Source organism: Bradyrhizobium sp. Pa8, from assembly GCF_052588265.1.
This window is the reverse complement of record NZ_CP176767.1, coordinates 8,895,946-8,913,318: the sequence shown is the minus strand read 5'-3', so window position 1 is coordinate 8,913,318 and position 17,373 is coordinate 8,895,946. Positions and strand designations below refer to the sequence as shown.

The 17,373-nt window shown below is 65.0% G+C and carries 16 protein-coding genes; 4 read left to right on the top strand and 12 right to left on the bottom strand.

Annotation, left to right across the window (positions count from 1 at the left end):
- Nucleotides 1-92 precede the first annotated feature (92 nt).
- Together ACKWRH_RS42280 and ACKWRH_RS42275 are read left to right on the top strand one after the other, a co-directional pair.
- A complete protein-coding gene (locus tag ACKWRH_RS42280; protein WP_445218367.1) occupies nt 93-2,210 on the top strand; it encodes a TIGR02302 family protein in 2,118 nt (705 codons plus the stop codon).
- A 3-nt stretch (nt 2,211-2,213) separates the two neighbouring features.
- Nucleotides 2,214-3,119 carry a DUF4175 family protein gene (locus tag ACKWRH_RS42275; RefSeq protein WP_445218366.1) on the top strand — a complete coding sequence of 302 codons (906 nt, stop codon included), beginning with the start codon at nt 2,214-2,216 and terminating at the stop codon, nt 3,117-3,119.
- A 215-nt stretch (nt 3,120-3,334) separates the two neighbouring features.
- Here ACKWRH_RS42275 and ACKWRH_RS42270 read toward each other — a convergent pair whose 3' ends face one another.
- The 8 genes from ACKWRH_RS42270 to ACKWRH_RS42235 form a co-directional block, all read right to left on the bottom strand.
- Nucleotides 3,335-3,688, bottom strand: a complete 354-nt coding sequence (locus ACKWRH_RS42270; protein ID WP_445218365.1) for a nuclear transport factor 2 family protein — start codon at nt 3,686-3,688, stop codon at nt 3,335-3,337.
- A gap of 162 nt (nt 3,689-3,850) precedes the next feature.
- A complete protein-coding gene (locus ACKWRH_RS42265) occupies nt 3,851-5,323 on the bottom strand; it encodes an amidase (RefSeq protein ID WP_445218364.1) in 1,473 nt (490 codons plus the stop codon).
- A 228-nt stretch (nt 5,324-5,551) separates the two neighbouring features.
- Entirely contained in the window at nt 5,552-6,523 is a 972-nt protein-coding gene (gene mbfA, locus ACKWRH_RS42260; protein ID WP_445218363.1) for an iron exporter MbfA, read from the bottom strand.
- 67 nt (nt 6,524-6,590) lie between these two features.
- Nucleotides 6,591-7,739 carry an alpha/beta fold hydrolase gene (locus ACKWRH_RS42255; protein WP_445218362.1) on the bottom strand — a complete coding sequence of 383 codons (1,149 nt, stop codon included), beginning with the start codon at nt 7,737-7,739 and terminating at the stop codon, nt 6,591-6,593.
- Nucleotides 7,740-7,959: 220 nt separating this feature from the next.
- The gene (locus ACKWRH_RS42250) at nt 7,960-8,829 is read right to left on the bottom strand and encodes an MBL fold metallo-hydrolase (protein WP_445218361.1); all 870 of its coding nucleotides are present in this window, start codon (nt 8,827-8,829) and stop codon (nt 7,960-7,962) included.
- A gap of 103 nt (nt 8,830-8,932) precedes the next feature.
- Nucleotides 8,933-9,544, bottom strand: a complete 612-nt coding sequence (locus ACKWRH_RS42245) for a glutathione S-transferase family protein (protein WP_135175567.1) — start codon at nt 9,542-9,544, stop codon at nt 8,933-8,935.
- 158 nt (nt 9,545-9,702) lie between these two features.
- A complete protein-coding gene (locus ACKWRH_RS42240) occupies nt 9,703-10,545 on the bottom strand; it encodes a fumarylacetoacetate hydrolase family protein (RefSeq protein WP_445218360.1) in 843 nt (280 codons plus the stop codon).
- 225 nt (nt 10,546-10,770) lie between these two features.
- Entirely contained in the window at nt 10,771-11,622 is an 852-nt protein-coding gene (locus ACKWRH_RS42235; RefSeq protein WP_445218359.1) for an MBL fold metallo-hydrolase, read from the bottom strand.
- Between the two features lie 134 nt (nt 11,623-11,756).
- Between ACKWRH_RS42235 and ACKWRH_RS42230 the strand changes: the two genes are divergently transcribed.
- A complete protein-coding gene (locus ACKWRH_RS42230) occupies nt 11,757-12,188 on the top strand; it encodes a DUF3775 domain-containing protein (RefSeq protein ID WP_445218358.1) in 432 nt (143 codons plus the stop codon).
- A gap of 4 nt (nt 12,189-12,192) precedes the next feature.
- Here the strand turns inward: ACKWRH_RS42230 and ACKWRH_RS42225 are convergent, their stop codons facing one another.
- The 3 genes from ACKWRH_RS42225 to ACKWRH_RS42215 form a co-directional block, all read right to left on the bottom strand.
- On the bottom strand, nt 12,193-13,182 hold the full coding sequence (locus ACKWRH_RS42225) for an NADPH:quinone reductase (RefSeq protein WP_445218357.1): 990 nt from the start codon (nt 13,180-13,182) through the stop codon (nt 12,193-12,195).
- Nucleotides 13,179-13,961: an SDR family oxidoreductase gene (locus ACKWRH_RS42220; protein WP_014498394.1), complete on the bottom strand. Its 783-nt coding sequence runs from the start codon at nt 13,959-13,961 to the stop codon at nt 13,179-13,181. The genes ACKWRH_RS42225 and ACKWRH_RS42220 overlap by 4 nt, the downstream gene beginning before the upstream one ends.
- 128 nt (nt 13,962-14,089) lie before the next feature.
- Nucleotides 14,090-14,602, bottom strand: coding sequence for a CvpA family protein (locus tag ACKWRH_RS42215; RefSeq protein WP_085403574.1), 513 nt, complete (start codon nt 14,600-14,602; stop codon nt 14,090-14,092).
- Nucleotides 14,603-14,752: 150 nt separating this feature from the next.
- Here ACKWRH_RS42215 and ACKWRH_RS42210 point away from each other — a divergent pair, with 150 nt between their 5' ends.
- Complete coding sequence (locus tag ACKWRH_RS42210) at nt 14,753-15,514, top strand: SDR family oxidoreductase (protein ID WP_445218356.1); 762 nt, start codon at nt 14,753-14,755, stop codon at nt 15,512-15,514.
- A gap of 168 nt (nt 15,515-15,682) precedes the next feature.
- On the opposite strand, the gene ACKWRH_RS42205 is transcribed toward ACKWRH_RS42210, so the two are convergent.
- The gene (locus tag ACKWRH_RS42205; protein WP_445218355.1) at nt 15,683-17,281 is read right to left on the bottom strand and encodes a GMC family oxidoreductase; all 1,599 of its coding nucleotides are present in this window, start codon (nt 17,279-17,281) and stop codon (nt 15,683-15,685) included.
- Nucleotides 17,282-17,373 lie beyond the last annotated feature (92 nt).

Genomic DNA, 17,373 nt, shown 5'->3' with positions numbered 1-17,373 from the left:
TATGCGGGAAAAGGGGTCTCTCCCGTACCGGAACGGATGCCTCAGTGCTGCCGTTGTGATACGCTTCTCTACCGGGCAACCTGGAGAGTTGATTGAACGGCGTCACCCCCGACCCGTCAGACCCGATCCGCGATGGCGACGCTCTGTCGCGGCTGAAGCTGGCGCAGGCCCTTGATCGGGCCATTTATGCCATCGCGTGGGAACGTGCCTGGCCACATCTGGCGCGGGTGCTGACTGTCGTCGGCCTGTTCCTGGTGGTGTCGTGGGCCGGCCTCTGGCTGGTGCTGCCGTCCGTCATCCGTGCCATCGGTCTCGTGGCTTTTGCCGGCATCGCAATCGCTGCTCTGGTCCCGCTGATTCGCTTCCGCTGGCCGGGCCGCGACGAGGCTCTGAGCCGGCTCGACCGTGGCTCCGGTATCCGTCACCGCCCGGCGACGACGCTGACGGACACGCTGAGCTCGAAGGACCCGGTCGCGCTGGCGTTGTGGCAGGCGCAGCGCGAGCGCACGCTGGCTTCGCTCAAGCGCATCCGTGCCGGCTTGCCGCATCCGCGCCTCGCCCTGCACGATCCCTGGGCGCTGCGCGCGCTGGTCATGGTGATGCTGGTCGCGACCTTCTTCGCCGCCGGCGACGAGCGCGCGATGCGGTTAGGTGCCGCGTTCGACTGGAACGGCGTGCTGGCGCCGACCAATGTCCGCGTCGATGCCTGGATCACCCCGCCGCTCTACACCGGCAAGCCGCCGGTCATCCTGTCGGCCGCCAACAAGGAAGCCGCAGCGCTGCCTGCCAGCGGCCCGCTCGCAGTTCCGGCCGGCTCGACCCTCATCGTACGCTCCTCTGGCAGCAGCCTCGATGTCGCCACCTCCGGTGGCCTCAAGGAGGTCGCGCCCACCGAGGCCGCGCCGAAGGGCACCAACGAGAAGCATTTTACCATCACCGGCGACGGCACCGCGCATGTCCGCGCGCCTTCCGGCCAGCCGCAATGGGCCTTCGCGGCGACGCCGGACCGCCCGCCGACGATCGCGCTTGCCAAGCATCCCGAGCGTCAGGCCTACGGCGCGTTGCAGCTCTCCTACAAGATCGAGGACGATTACGGCGTCACGGGCGCCGCGGCGCAATTCGTTCCGCGCGCAACCGAAGACAAGGACGGAACCAAGGGCGCGGACGGCAAGGCCGCGCGGCCGCTGTTCCAGCCGCCGCAATTCGCGCTGACCCTGCCCAATGCGCGGACCCGCAACGGCGTCGGGCAGACCGTGAAGGACCTCAGCGAGGATCCTTATTCCGGTGCGGACGTGACGCTGACGCTCACCGCCAAGGACGAGGCCGGCAACGAGGCGAAGAGCGAGCCCTTCAACATGCGCTTGCCGGGCCGGCTGTTCACCAAGCCGCTCGCCCGCGCGCTGATCGAGCAACGGCGCATCCTCGCGCTCGACGCCAACAAGAATTCCGACGTCTACACCGCGCTCGACGCGCTGATGATCGCGCCCGAGATGTTCACGCCGGAGGCCGGGCAGTATCTCGGCCTGCACAGTGTCGCACGCCAGCTCGAGGCGGCGCGCACCGACGACTCGCTGCGAGAGGTCGTGGCGAGCCTGTGGGCGCTTGCGGTGACGATCGAGGACGGCAACATCAGCGACGTTGCCAAGGCGTTGCGCGCGGCGCAGGACGCGCTCAAGCAGGCGCTTCAGCGCGGCGCCAGCGACGAAGAGCTCAAGAAGCTCATGGACAATCTGCGGACCGCGCTCGACAATTACATGCGCCAGTACGCGCAGCAGATGCGCAGCAATCCGCTGGCGCGGCCGGCCATCGGCCTCGACGACCAGATGAAGCGCATCGAGCGGCTGATCCAGCGCGGCAACCGCGAAGCGGCGGCGCGCGAGCTGGACCGCCTGGCCCGTGCGCTGGAAAATCCTCCGGGGCCGCCCAGCGCCGAGCAAAAGGAGATGGACGAGATTGCGCGCGAGCTGAACGATCTGCTCCGGGAGCAGAATGCGCTTCGCGACGAAACCGACCGGCAGAGCAAGGACTCCAAGCGCGGCCAACGTACCAAGCCTCTGCCGCCCAAGGTCGCGGAGATCCTGCGCAAATCGAGAGAGCTGCGGCAGAAGACGCGCGGCGCGACCAGCGGTCAGCTGGAGGACCTGGCAAGGCAGCAGGACGCCTTGCGCGAAGAGCTCAGGACCTGGCGTGAATCCCAGGGAGCGAGATAGCTCATGAAACACACCTCATTCTGGCAGAACGGCAAGGTCGCGCGCGGAAGGCTCGCCACGGCTTGTCTCGTGCTTATGCTGTCCTGTTCCACGGCTTCGATTGGTCTCGCCCAGTCGTCGCGCGCCGACCAGAAGAGTCTGGATGCACTGCTCGACAGCGCCGAGCGGTCGATGAAGCAATCCGCCGACAGCCTGAAGGACAAGAATTCGGACGAGAGCATCGGCCAGCAGTCCCGGGCTATCAGGGACATGGAGAAATATCTCTACCCCGATCCGAACGATCCCTCCGCCTCGCGCGAAGGGTCGCAGGATACGCAGGGCCGGCAGGAGCAACTGAAGAAGCGGCTGGAGGCCCTCAAGAAGAAGCTCGCCGAGATGGGCTTGCAGCAGGATGGCCAGAAGGGCCAGCGCGGGCAGAAGCAGCCGGGGCAGCAGGGCCAGCAAGGTCAGCAGGGCCAAGGTCAGGGTCAGGACGGCGACCAGGATGGCGATGACGGCTTCGACGCCGCCGAGAACGCCATGGGAGATGCCGGCAATCAGATCGGCGAAGGCGATGCCGACGGTGCGACGGCATCGCAGGGCAAGGCCATCGACGCCCTGCGCAAGGGCATGCAGGATCTCGCCGACGCGCTCGGCGGACAGCAGAACGGCGAAGGCCAGGATCCGGGCGACGGTGACGGCCCCGGTCAGGCGGTGGGCCGTCAGCAGAGCGGCGGCGAACGGACCGACCCGCTGGGCCGGCCGCTGCGCGGCAAGGAATATAGCGACGACTACACGGTCAAGATTCCCGGCGAGATCGATGCCCAGCGCGCGCGCCGCATCCTCGAAGAGCTCCGCCGCCGCCTGAGCGATCCCGCGCGTCCGCAGATCGAGCTCGACTACCTCGAGCGTCTGCTGAAGGATTTTTGACGTCACCCTCGGTGTCATCGCCCGGCTTGCCGCCTTCGCTAAGGCTTCGGCGGCCGAGTGAGTTCTTGGCCCGGCGAAGCCCCTTGGCTGAGACGGGACCGGGCGATCCAGTATTCCAGAGACCGGTTGTGATTGAATCGAGAGGCCGCGGCGTACTGGATGCCCCGGTCAAGGCCGGGGCATGACAGCGGAGTGTGAGGATGGCTGACCTCAACTCACCGCGACACGTGCGCTGATACCGCGAGCCACTTCCCGTTCTTCTTCGTCCAGCAATCGGTGTACCGCCCCGTCGCCTGCTGGCCGTCGGCGGTGGTGTAGCTGGTTGCGGCGTGGATGATGGCAAAATCGCCCATGATGCGGATGATGACATCATGCGCATGCAGATTGCGGATCGCGATCGGCCGTGCCGTCTGCTCCAGGAAGGCTGCGCGATCGACCAATGTCTTGTCTGGATTGGAGCAATAGAACTCCGGTGCCAGGATTTCGTCGAAACGCTTGACGTCGCAGTTTTGTACGGAGGCGACATAGTCGCGGTTGAGCGCGGTGAGCTGGTCGAGGTCCTGGCTCATTGCATTGTCCTCCCTGTCATTCCGGGCGCGCCGAGCGTGGCCCCGGAATCCCGATATTTTTTTTACTCCGTCATTGCGAGGAGCGAAGCGACGAAGCAATCCAGAATCTCTCCGCGGTGACAGACTGGATTGCTTCGCTTCGTTCGCAATGACGCGGCGGCACTAATCATCAAACATCTTCGGCGGCACGAACCCGCCGAACTCGCGCTCGATTAGTTCGGCGAGCTTGAGCGGCGTGCGGTCCTCCAGCCACGGGCCGACGATCTGCACGCCGATGGGCAGTCCATCAGCCGCAAAGCCCGTCGGGATCGCAGTGGAGGGCAGACCAGGGAGCGTCGCGATGCCGGGCCAGGCGAGCTGGTCGGGATAGACGTGCTCCTTGCCGTCGATCTTGATGCGGCGGGTTTCCTGGTCCGGCGAATGGTCGTGCGGATAGGCTGCCGTGGGCATGACGGGGCAGATCACCGCGTCGAACGTCTTGAACAGCTCGCGCCATTGCGCGCGCAGGCGGGTGCGTCCGCCGTTAGCCGCCTGCCAATCGCGGTGGCGCAGCGCGATGCCGCGCAGCCGCTCGGCAGCGAGGCTGTTGTCGCCTTCAGGCAGCGCAGCCGCGGCTGCCTTGGCGCCGGCATAGATGTCGGGCGCGTAAGTCGAGCCGAGGAACGACATCAGCATCCGCATATAGAGCCGCGAGGAGGCCGCGAAATCCGGCAGCAGCGGGCTCTCGCGCTCGATCTTGACGCCAGCCTTGGCGAGATTGTCGGCCAGCCGGTTGATGGTGCCGCGCACCGCCGTGTCGGTCGGCATCACCGGATCGGTGTCGATCACCAGCACGCGGAAATCCCTGAACGCCGTGTGGCGCGCCGCCGGCAGCTCGAGCCGGTAGGCGAGGCCAGCGTCGATCGGATCGGGCCCGGCCATCACGTCAAGCACCAGCGAAAGGTCGGCGGCGCTGCGCGCCATCGGGCCGATCACCGAGAGGTCACGCTCGAACGGCAAGGGCGGCAACGGCGGTGGTGTGTGGCCGCGCATCGCGACGAGATTGAAGGTCGGCTTGTGCGCATAGATGCCGCAATGGAACGCCGGCACGCGCAGCGAGCCGCCGATGTCGGAGCCGATCGACAGCGGGCCATAGCCCGCAGCGAGCGCAGCCGAGGAGCCGCCGGACGAGCCGCCCGGCGTGCGGCCGAGATCGTAGGGGTTGTTGGTGGTGCCGTAGATGTCGTTGTAGCTCTGCCAGTCGCCGAGCCCCAGCGGCACGTTGGTCTTGCCGACGATGACGGTGCCGGCGTCCTTCACCCGCGTGACCGGCAGCGAATCTTCCTTGGCAATGAAGTCTTTTTGCGCAGGAATCCCCCAGGTCGTCGGCAGGCCGGCAATGTTGTAGGATTCCTTCACCGTCATGGGCAGGCCAAGCAGCGGCTTTCTTTCGCCGCGAGCCAACGCTGCATCCGCGTCACGCGCAGCGCTCAGTGCGCGGTCGAAATCCCGGACGCAGATCGCGTTGACCTTGCCGTCGTGACGTTCGATGCGGTCGATCGCATCCTGCGTGAGCTCGACCGCGGAGACCTTCTTTGCGGCCAACGCGGCCGACAGCTCGACCGCGCTCTTGAAACTCCATTCCGATTTCGCCACGACATGCTCCTGCGCTTCCCTGAAAGGATGATGCGCAGTTTGGCCGAAAGCCGCAACCGCCGTTTGATCGCGATTGATATGCCGGTGAGGCTCCCCCGGTGCAGGCCAAAAAGTCGGTGTCATCGCCCGCGAAGGCGGGCGATCCAGTATTCCAGAGACGGTTGTGATTGAATCGATAGGCTGCGGCGTACTGGATGCCCCGCCTTCGCGGGGCATGACACCGAGGCCCTATGCCGCCCCGATCAGGATCCCCACCGCCAGCACGATCGCGCCGCCGAGCACGATCTGGAACACGGCCTGGAGGAACGGAGTGTCCATGTAGCGTGCGCGGATGAAGGCGATTGCCCACAATTCGAAGAACACGACGACGCCGGCTACTCCCGTCGCGATCCAGAATGCGTTCGGCCAGCTGTCTGGGACGAGATAAGGCAGGGTGTGGCCGAGCCCGCCGAGCGTCGTCATCGCGCCGCAGGTGATGCCGCGCAGCCATGGCGAGCCGCGCCCGGTCAGCGAGCCGTCGTCGGACAGCGCTTCCGCAAAGCCCATGCTGATGCCGGCGCCGATCGAGGCGGCGAGGCCGACCAGAAACGTCTGCCAGTTCTGGTGGGTGGCGAAAGCTGCGGCGAACAGCGGCGCCAGCGTCGAGACCGATCCGTCCATCAGGCCGGCGAGGCCCGGCTGCACATATTGCAGCACGAACATGCGGCGGTTGGTCCGATCTTCCTCCGCGCGCACATCGGGGCTGAGGATTTGGTCTGCCAGCTTTGCGGCTATCTCTTCGTGGCCCTTCTCGGCTTCGGCGAGATCACCGAGCAAACGGCGCACGCCGACATCCTGCGCCTGTTCGGCGGCCTTCACGTAAAAGCGCTCGGCCTGCATTTCCATCGTCTCGACTTCCCTGCGGATGGTGTCGAGCGACAGGTTCTTGGTGAGCCAGACCGGGCGGCGACGCAGGAAGCCCTTGACGTCCTCGCGGCGGATGGGAGGCAGGTGCGGACCGAAACGCTGCTCGTACGTCTCCAGCAGCATGTGACGATGCCCGCGCTCTTCCTCGGCCATCTGCTCGAAGATCTTGGCCGAATCCGGATAACGCTCCCTCAGATCCTCGGCGAAGGTCATGTAAATGCGGCTGTCCTCCTCCTCGGAGGAGATCGCGACCGCAAGCACTTCGCGCTCGGTCAGATCGGCAAAACTCTTCACGGCGGCCCTGTTCTAGTAGTTTAGAATTATTCTAAAATATATAGGGCGCCGTGGTTCCCGGGTCAAATCAGGCCGCGCCGGCTTTCGCCAGAAAATCGAGCAGCAGGCGGCTCACCTCGGCCGGCTGTTCCTGCTGCACCCAATGGCCGGCGCCGTCGACGAGATGGCAGCCGAGCATCTTCGTGCAGCCGCGCCCCTGCATCGCTTCGAATACGCCGGGGCGCTGATAGGTGCCCCAATCCTGTTTGCCCGAGATGAAGCAGGAGGGCACGTCGATGCTGCGTCCCGCAAACAGCTGCATATCGCTGTTGAGCATGCCCGACGTGCCGTAGCGGTACCATTGCAAGCCGCCCTGGAATCCGGTGCGGCCGTATTCGGCGCTGTAATAGGCGAGGTCGCTGTCCGGCAGCCATTGGTTGGTGGCGATCGCGGCCGGCGAGGGCATCTCCTTCGCAACCGTCTCCGCCATCGTCTCGCCGGCGTCCATCACGTAGTAGGTCGGCAGCTTGGCGAGTTCGCCCGCGGACCACGACTGCAGCGGATATGGCTTGTTGTCGGTCCAGTCCGCACTCTTGTGGTGGTAGTAGGCGCGCAGCAAATCGTGCACGCCCTGCGGTGCGTGCTGCATGTCCGCGTTGGCCGACCGCGTCGCGTAATACCATTGATAATGTTTACGCGGGCGCGGCAGCGCGGCGAGGTCGCGATGCACGGGATCTTCCGCCGGCGGCTTTGCCGGACTGTCGACCGTGTTGAAGGGCATCGGTGGCGCCCCGCCAAACGGCGCGCTCATCAGTGTCACCGAGCGAAACACGTCGGGCCGGATTAGGGCGCTCCACGCCGCGACCGGGCTGCCGAAATCATGTCCGGCGAGATCGACCTGCCTGTAGCCGAACGCCGACACCAGGGCGAGCGCGTCACGTACGAGGTTGAGGAGCGAGAACGGCGTGAGATCGCCGTCGTAATCGGCGGTCCATCCCGTGGTGCGGCCATAGCCGCGTTGGTCCGGCGCGATCACGTGATAGCCGGCCGCGGCCAGCGCCGGCATCACCTTGCGCCAGGAGAAGGCGAGCTCGGGAAAGCCGTGCAGCAAGAGGATGCAGGGCCGCCCCTTGGTTTCGAAGCCGGCTTCGAGCACGTGCATGCGCAAGCCGTTGATGCCGTCGACATAACGCGAGCGGATGCCGGCGGGGAGGGGGATGTCGGGGAGTGTTGTCATTATTTCCTCCTTACCCTCCCCTGGAGGGGGAGGGTCGATCGCGCGAAGCGCGAGCGGGGCGGGGTGATCTCTCCACTCGGGCAGTGTTCAGCGAGGAGAGGCCGCCACCCCACCTCGGTTCACATTTCGCTTCGCTGCATGCGAACCGATCCACGAGCGAGCTACGCTCGTCTCGGACCCTCCAGGGGAGGATGGGAGTTCGCGGTGCAACCGCCTTACATCAAACCGCCTCACACACGAACGCGCTGCCCTTGCGCCTGATCTTCCCGACCGAGGGCGAGGGGAAATGCGCGGTGCAGCACAACGTGTCGGTGTCGCAATAGCGCTCCAGAAAGCCGCGGCGCGTTTTCGCCGCTGCGGCGGGGTCGACGTCGAACTTGATCGACAGCTCCGGATAGAGCGTTTGCAGCGGCGAATGCATGAGGTCGCCGGAGAACACGGCATCGTCCTTGCCGCGGCCCATCGCGATGGCGATATGGCCGGGCGTATGTCCCGGCGTCGGCAGGATGCGGACGTGATCGCCGATCTGGTGATCGTTGCCGACCAACTCGTGGCGCCTGGCCTCGACCACCGGCAACACGCTGTCGGCGAAAGGCGGGATCTCCGCCTTCGCGTTCTGCTCGGACCAGTGATCGAATTCCTGCTTGGCGAAGACGTAGCGCGCCTTCGGGAAGGTCGGCACCCAGCGGCCGTTCTCGAGCCGCGTGTTCCAGCCGACGTGATCGACATGCAGATGCGTGCACATCACGAAATCGATGTCGTCGACCGCGAACCCGGCGGCATTGAGTCCGCGCAAATACGTATCGTCGGTCTTCATGTTCCATTTCGGCCGCTGCGGGCGCGGCTTGTCGTTGCCGATGCAGCTGTCGATCAGGATGGTGTGATGCGGCGTCTTCACCACATAGGACTGGAAGCACAGGAGAAGCACGTCCTGCTCGTCCAGTGCCTTGGCCTGCCGCATCCATGCCCGGTTCTCGGCCAGCACCTCGGCCGTCAATCCCGGCAGCATTTCCAGCGCCGGGACGAACGAGGTCTCCTGCTCGATGACGCGATGGATGGTGAGATCGCCGACCGCGTATTTCAGGCTCATGAGAACTCCCGCTTTACAGCATGATCCGGAAAAGTGTGCAGCGGTTTTCCGAAAAGATCATGCTCAAACAACAACTCTAAAGCGCGATGATGTTCATCGCGCTTTAGGCGGCTGGAGGCACCGAGATCTTGACCGAGGGGCGCTCCAGCATCTTCTGGTGGAAGGCGTCGAGTTTCGGATAGGCCTTGCGCCAGCCGCAATCGGCGAAGCGGAAGTCGGCATAGCCGAGCACGCACACGAGGCCGATCTGCGAGATGTCGAACGGACCGTTCAGAACGTCAGGCATGTTCTCGAACCGCGCCATGCCGGTCCAGGCCCGGTTCCAATGGTCGTCCGACCACGCCTGCCACTGCAGGCCCTGCGGCCGCACCATCTTCTCGTAGCGGCACAGCAGCATGGAATCGAGCATGCCGTTGATCAGCGAGTGATTGGTCTTGGCCTTCCAGCGCCGCGGGCCGTAATCGGGGATCAGGCTGCCGCCGGCCATCTCGTTGAGATATTCGACGATCACGTAGGAATCCAAGATGACGTCGCCGTCATTGGTGATGAGCACCGGCAGCTTCTTCAGCGGCGTGATGCGCGAATAATCCTCATTGGCCGTGCCCGGCGCGACGGTCGCGGGCGTCAGCTCGATCTTGTCGATCAGCCCGAGCTCGATCGCGGCGATGCGCACCTTGCGGGCGAAGGGCGAGGCGGCGGAGAAGGAGAGTTTCATGGGGACAATTCCCTGCGGTCGGTCTTGAGCGAACGGCGTCTCCTCCGTCATGGCCGGGCTTGACCCGGCCACCCACGCGCTGCCGCGCGGCAAGACTGTGAGACGTGGATGCCCGGGACAAGCCCGGGCATGACGACGAGTGGTGCGCCGGTCGTGGCTTACGCCGCCACGATCTCCTGGCGCTGCTCGCCGAGGCCTTCGATGCCGAGCGTAACGACATCGCCGACATTGAGGAAGGTCGGCGGCTTCATGCCGAGACCGACGCCGGGCGGGGTACCGGTGGTGATGATGTCGCCCGGCAGCAGCGTCATGAACTGCGAGACGTAGGAGACGCACTTGGCCATGGAGAAGATCATGGTCTGGGTCGAGCCGGTTTGGCGGCGCTGGCCGTTGACGTCGAGCCACATCGACAGGTTCTGCACGTCCTTGATCTCGTCCTTGGTGGCGAGCCACGGGCCGACTGGGCCGAATGTGTCGTGCGACTTGCCCTTGGTCCACTGACCCAGGCGCTCGATCTGGAAGGCGCGCTCGGAGACGTCGTTGCAGACGCAATAGCCGGCGACGTAGTTCAGCGCGTCGGCTTCCGAGACATACTTCGCGCGGGTGCCGATGATGGCGGCGATCTCGACTTCCCAGTCGAGCTTGGTCGAGCCACGCGGCTTCTCGACCGCGTCGTTCGGGCCGGACAGCGAGGTGTTGGCCTTCATGAAGATGATCGGCTCGGTCGGGATCGCTGCGCCGGTTTCCTTGGCGTGGTCGCTGTAGTTGAGGCCGATGGCGACGAATTTCGAGATGCCGGTCACGGGCGCGCCGAAGCGCGGCTTGCCGGAGACGGCGGGCAGGGAGGCCGGGTCAAGGCCCGCCAGCTTCTTCAGGCTATCAGGCGAATAGGCCTCGCCGGTCAGGTCCTTCACATGCGCAGACAGGTCGCGCAATTGGCCGGATTTGTCGATCAGGCCGGGCTTTTCCGCACCCTTTTCGCCATAACGAACAAGCTTCATTCTCGTTTCTCCCTGGAGATGGACCGATCGGTTAAATAGCTTCATGGAACAGGGCGGCGGGAAATTCAACCGCTCAAAACGGGGCGCATTGCAGCCCTTCCTTTGTAGGGTGGGCAAAGGCGCGGAGCGCCGTGCCCACCAATTCTTTCTGATGGCCCGGTATGGTGGGCACGCGGAGCCTGTCATCGGGCGCGCATTTCGCGCGACCCGGTGGCTTTGCCCACCCTACGATTGCAGCGCCACAAATCTGAACGCGTCCCCGTCCCGCTTGATGTGCCCGGCCGAGAAATGGCCGCCGATCACCAGCGTCGGGGTATCGGCAAAGCGCGAGAACACCTTGTGGCGGGTTGCCGCCGATTGGGCGATATCGGTGTCGACGACCGAGCACCAGTTGAGATGCGCCATCTGGCAGGGGTGATGGGCGACGTCGCCGCTGAGCAACCCTTGTTCGCCGCCGGACTCGATCAGGACGCTCATGTGCCCGGGACTGTGGCCGGGGGTTGGGATCACGCTGATCTCCTCGCAGAGCCGGTGGTCGCTCGGGATCAACTCGGCGAGGCCAGCATCGACGACCGGCTTCACGGAATCGTTGAACACCGCGACCTTGTCCGGCTCAGCCATATAGTCGCGCCAATATTCGTACTCGGTCTTGCCGAACAGGTAGCGCGCGTTGGCGAAAGTCGGCACCCATTTGCCACCGACCAGCTTCGTGTTCCAGCCGACATGGTCGACATGAAGATGCGTGCACAGCACGGTGTCGATGCTGTCAGGCGGAAAGCCCGCTTCCGTCATGGTCTCCAGAAATGGCGTGCTGCGGTTATTCCAGACCGGGACACCGCGGCCCTGCTTGTCGTTGCCGAGCCCGGTGTCGACCACGATGCGGCGCGTCGGCGTCTCCACCACCAGCGAATGGATCGACATTTTCAGCCGGCCCTCCTCGGTGGCGAAATGCGGGATCAGCCAGGGCAGCTTCTGGATCTCGTCATTGGTCGCGGCCGGCAGGATGAAGCGGGTCGAGCCCACCGTCTCCAATTCCACGATCTTGGTGATTTTGACCTTGCCCACGGTCCACGGCATGCGGCGCGCCCCTCATTTTCTTGCTTTCGCGAAAGATGCGGTCTTCCGCAGTCGAAGGCAATGGATCATCTGTCGCGATGTTGCGTTATCGCAGGAACCCGAGCCAGTAAGAACCACGAGCAAAGGGGAAACCCATGCCAGAGCTTGCCATTTCCGCCGAGAAGGTCGCCTTCATCATCGAGAAGGCCCGCGAATTCGACGTCAAGGAAGCGGCGTCCGATCCGGACTCGGGGTCTAACGCCACCGACGATGACGAGATCGACGTGCTGGAGGACACCAATTCCGATCCGGTCGCAGCCGAACTCTCCGGCTTCATCCAGGCGATGAATGAGGACGAGCAGCTCGACCTCGTCACGCTGATGTGGCTCGGCCGCGGCGATGGCGAAGTCGAGGAGTGGGACGATCTGCGTGCCCGCGCCGCCGAGGCCCGCGCCGAATACAAGGCGCCCCGGCGCGAGGCGGTGCAATACCTGCTGGGTGAGCCGATGCTGGGCGATCTCCTGGCCGACGGCATGGACGAGCTCGGCATCGATTGGACCGACGAGCGGACCACGCCGGTATCCTAAGTCGTCACCGCGCGCAGTCGACGATCACGGTGCCGAGCTTGTCGCCCTTCTCGACGGCGAGATGGGCCTGCGCCGTGTCCGACAGCGCGAACTGCGCCGCGACGTTGTGAATGCGCGGCCCTGCCGCCAGCCATTTCGTGATATCGGCCTGCGCCGCCGCAAGCAGCGCCGGCGGTAGCGCGAACAAGACGAGCGAGCGCAGCGCGATGCACTTTTCCATCAGCTCGCGCATCGGCACAACCGGCGTGCGGTTGCCGTTGGTGGCGTAGACCGCGATCGTCGAATTGACCGCCATCAACCTCAACGTGGTCGCGATGTTGCCGCCGAAATCGACATCGACCACGCGATCGACACCACGTCCGCCGGTGAACGCCATCGCCTTGGCAACGACGTCCTCGTCCCTGTAATTGACCACGAGATCGGCGCCCGCGCGCCGGGCCTGCTCGCCCTTCATCGCCGAGCTGATTGTCGCGATCACCTGCGCGCCGCCCCATTTGGCGAGCTGCACGGCATAATGGCCAACCGCGCCGGCGCCGCCGGTGACCAGCACGGTCTTGCCGACGATCGGCCCGTCCGCAAACAGCGAGCACCATGCGATCATCGCGGGGATGCCGAGCGTTGCGCCTTCCGCGAATGAAAGATTGTCCGGCAGCGACGTCACCAGCTGCTCGGCGAGCGCGATATATTCGGCCGCCGTGCCGAAGGCGCGGCCGTTGCGTTGGCCGTTGAACAACCAGACCCGGTCGCCGTTCCTGAAGCGCGTCACGCCGTCGCCGATCTGGTCGACAAAACCCGCGCCGTCGCTGTTCGGAATGACGCGCGAAAATTCCATCGCGCGATAGCTGCCGCCGCGCCGGCCGACATCGGCCGGATTGACACCGGAGGCTTCCAGGCGAATGCGAACCTCGCCTGGACCCGCGACCGGCGTCGCCATCTCACCATAGGTGAGGACGTCGACGGCCGGTCCCGTTTGCTCGTACCAGACCGCTCTCACAGCGTTCCCGGGAAGGCGCCGCCGTCGAGCAAAATGTTCTGGCCCGTGATGAAGCCGGCCTTGGCGCCGCAGAGGAAGGCGCAGGCATAGCCGAACTCGTCGGGCTGGCCGAAGCGGCCGGCGGGGTTGAGCTTGGCACGCTCGGCCAGGATCTGCTCCGGCGTCGTGCCGCGCTTGTCGGCCTCGGCCTTGGCAGTGCCGGTCAGGCGGTCGGTCTCGAACGGGCCCGGCAACAGGCCGTTGATGGTGACGTTGTTGATCACGGTCTTGCGCGACAGGCCGGCGATGAAGCCGGTGAGGCCGGCGCGCGCGCCGTTGGAGAGACCGAGGATGTCGATCGGCGCCTTCACCGCTGCCGAGGTGATGTTGACGATGCGGCCGAACTTGCGCGCCATCATGCCGTCGACGGTCGACTTGATCAGCTCGATGGGCGTGAGCATGTTGGCGTCGATCGCCTTGATCCAGTCGTCGCGGGTCCAGTTGCGGAAATCGCCGGGCGGCGGGCCGCCGGCATTGTTGATGAGGATATCCGGCTCGGGGCAGGCCTTCAGCACGGCCTCGCGGCCGGCAGGCGTCGTGATGTCGCCGACGATCTCGGTGACCTTCACGCCCGGATAGGCTTTGCGGATGTCGTCGGCCGTCTTCTTCAGGGCTTCGGCGCCGCGCGCGGTCAGCGTGACGTCAACGCCGGCTTCAGCCAGCGAGATGGCGCAGGCGCGGCCGAGGCCCTTGCTGGATGCGCAGACGATGGCGCGGCGACCTTTGATCCCAAGATCCACTGTTTCACTCCCGTAATGTCAGGCAGGTTTTGGACGGGCCGCACCTTAGCCAATCGTGGCGCCGCTGATAAGGGAGGGGCTCGCACCTAAATGCATGCACGTCCGCGCGGCGATGCAAATGCGCCGGATCAGATGCGCCGTTCCTGCTTGAGGCGGTCGATCGCGGCCGCGGCCTCCGGCGGCAATGTCTTGAAGCCCATCTTGCCGGCCGCCGAGAACAGCGGCCGCAGATGCGAACCGGCGAGGAACGGCGGCTGGCGGTTGGCCGGCACGATCTGGTCGAACACCAGCACCAGCGTGGTGGCGACAAGGCCGACCCTGACGGCACCGAGTGCGGCGCCGGCGAGCCGGTCGCCGATCCCGGCTTCGCGTATCGTGTCGTTCAGCGCCAGGCGGCCGATATATCCAAGGAGCATGCCGACGACCACGAAGATGCCGAAGAACCAGATCCAGTTTTGCAGCAGCGGCGCGTTCGGATTGGTCGCGACCTGCGGCACGATCAGCGGCATCAGCGCGACGGCGATGGGAGCGGCCAGGAGATAGGCGAGGATGGTCATGGCGCTGCCGAGCAGGCCAGTCCTGAAACCGAAGCCGATCGCGACGACGAGTGCCGCATAGACCGCGAGATCGAAACTGTTCATGAGCGTCAGGCCTGCCTCGATGGAACGCTTGCGTCGATGGAACGAATGAACGCCGGACCGATCATTCCGGTTTCAGATCGTTAAAATCGTCTGTATTGGTGGCTCCAAAGCTCAGGGAAAACGCTCAAGGCAAGCGTCAAGGCAAGCATCATGTCAGACCTATTCGACGTCAGTAAAGAAACCATCCTTGTGACGGGCGCGAGCCAGGGGTTGGGGCGGCAATTTGCCCGGGTTCTGGCGTCCCATGGCGCGGCCGTCGCGCTCGCTGCGCGGCAAACCGACAAGCTGAAGAGCCTGGAGGAGGAGATCCGCGGCAAGGGCGGCCGCGCTGCCGCGGTCGCGCTCGACGTTACTGACATGTCATCGATCGCGAGGGCCGTGGATGCCACGGAAGCCGCGCTCGGTCCGATCACGGTGCTGATCAACAATGCCGGCATCGCCATCGAGAAGCTCGCGACCGAGCAGACCGAATCCGATTGGGACGCCGTGATCGGCGCCAATCTGAAGGGCGCTTATTTCCTCGCGACCGAAGTCGCGCGCCGCATGATCGCGCGCAAGCAGGAAGGCAACATCGTCAACATCGCTTCCGTGCTCGGCACCGGCGTGCTGAAGGCGGTGTCGCCCTACGCGATCTCCAAGGCCGGCATCCTCCAGGCGACCAGGGCGATGGCGCTGGAGCTCGCAGGCCAGAACATCCGCATCAACGCGCTGGCGCCGGGCTATATCGATACCGAAATGAATCACGCCTTCTGGTCCACCCCGCCGGGCGAACGCCTGACCAAGCGCATCCCGCAGCGCCGCGTCGGCGCCGAGTCCGATCTCGATGGCGCGATTTTGCTGCTGGCCTCGAAGGCGTCGCGATATATGACGGGGAGTGTCATCACTGTGGATGGCGGGTTTCTGCTCAATTGAGCCCCGCTGTCGTCCCGGGGCGCGCGTAGCGCGAGCCCGGGACCCATAGCCACAGGGAGATGTTTGGCGAAGACTCGGAGTTGCCATCTTGCCCCAGAACTCCACCCTGCGGTTATGGGTCCCCGCGTTCGCGGGGACGACGACGGAGAATTGGGTGGCGGCGTCGCGCTAACTCGCACGCACCTCCGCCCTGATCATATCCGCCGCCTTCTCCCCGATCATGATGGTCGGCGCGTTGGTGTTGCCGCCGATCAGCGTCGGCATGATCGAGGCGTCAACGACGCGCAAGCCCTCGATGCCGTGCACCTTCAGCTTCGGATCGACCACCGACATCGCATCGGTGCCCATCTTGCAGGTGCCGACGGGGTGATAGACGGTGTCGACGCGATTGCGCAGGATGGCGCGGATGTCGTCGTCCGTTCTTACATCCGACGTGAACATGTCTTTCTTCTGCAAGGCGCGCAGCGCGGGCGTCTCCATCAGCCGCCGCGTGGTCTTGAAGCCCGCGACCATCGACTCGAGATCTTCCGCCTCGCCCAGAAAGTTCGGATCGATCATGGGTGCAGCGAGCGGTTCGGCGCTCTTCAGCCATACGCTGCCGCGGCTCTTCGGTCTGAGCAGGCAGACATGGCACGAGTAGCCCGCCTCCTTGTGCTTCTTGCGGCCGTGGTCGTCGAGCATCGCGATGACGAAGTGCAGCTGAATATCCGGCACATCGAGGTCGGGGCTGGTCTTCAGAAAGCCGCCACACTCCGCGAAATTGGTGGTCATGAGGCCGCGTCGCTCCCTGCGGTACCGCTGGATCGCGCGGAGCAGGGATGGCAGCCGTCCCAGTGACGAGTGAACGAAGTGCGGATAGTCGGAAGCGTAGACGAACACGAAATCCGGATGGTCCTGCAAATTGCGCCCGACGCCCGGCAGATGTTGCGTGACGCCGAGGCCGTGCGTACGAAGCGCCTCGCCATCGCCGATACCTGACAGCATCAACAGCTGCGGTGACTGGAATGCGCCGCCGGCGAGGATCACCTCGCGGCGGGCACGCAGCCGCTTTGTCTGCTTGCCCTGCACATATTCGATGCCGACCGCGCGCCCGCTATCGAACAGGATTTTCGTGGCCTGCGCCCCCGTCTCGACGCGCAGATTCGCGCGCTTGTCCATGTGAGGTTGCAGATAGGCGCGCGCCGCGCTCCAGCGCTCGCCATGGTGCTGCGTCACCTGGTAGCTGCCGAGCCCTTCATGGTCCTCACCATTGAAGTCCTCGCGGATGCGAAACTGCGCCTCGCGCGCGGCCTGGTGGAAGATGCCATGGATCGGATTCTCCGAGCGCAGTCTGTTGACATGCAGCGGGCCGCCCTTGCCATGATACTCGCCGTCGAAATCGGAATTGTTCTCCGAGCGCTTGAAGTAGGGCAGCACGTCGGCGTACGACCAGCCGGCATTGCCGAGCGAGGCCCAATGGTCGTAGTCGGCGCGATGACCGCGGATATAGACCATCGCGTTGATCGCCGAGGAGCCGCCGAGGCCTTTGCCGCGCGGTTGATAGCCGATACGGCCGTTCAATCCCTTCTGCGGCACGGTATCGAAGGCCCAATTGGCCGCGCTGTACGGCAGGGCGAGCCCGAATGGCGTGGTGATCCGCCAATTGTCGTTCCGTCCACCGGCATCGAGCAGCGCCACAGATGTCGCCGCATCCGCCGACAGCCGCCCGGCCACCGCGCAGCCGCCGGAGCCCGCGCCCACGACGACGAAATCGAATGTGTCAGTCACTGATGTTTCCCCCTCTGAGCGTCTTTTTGTTGGTCGTCATTCCGGGGCGCGACGAAGTCGCGAGCCCGGAATCCATTTCGCCACCTGTGATG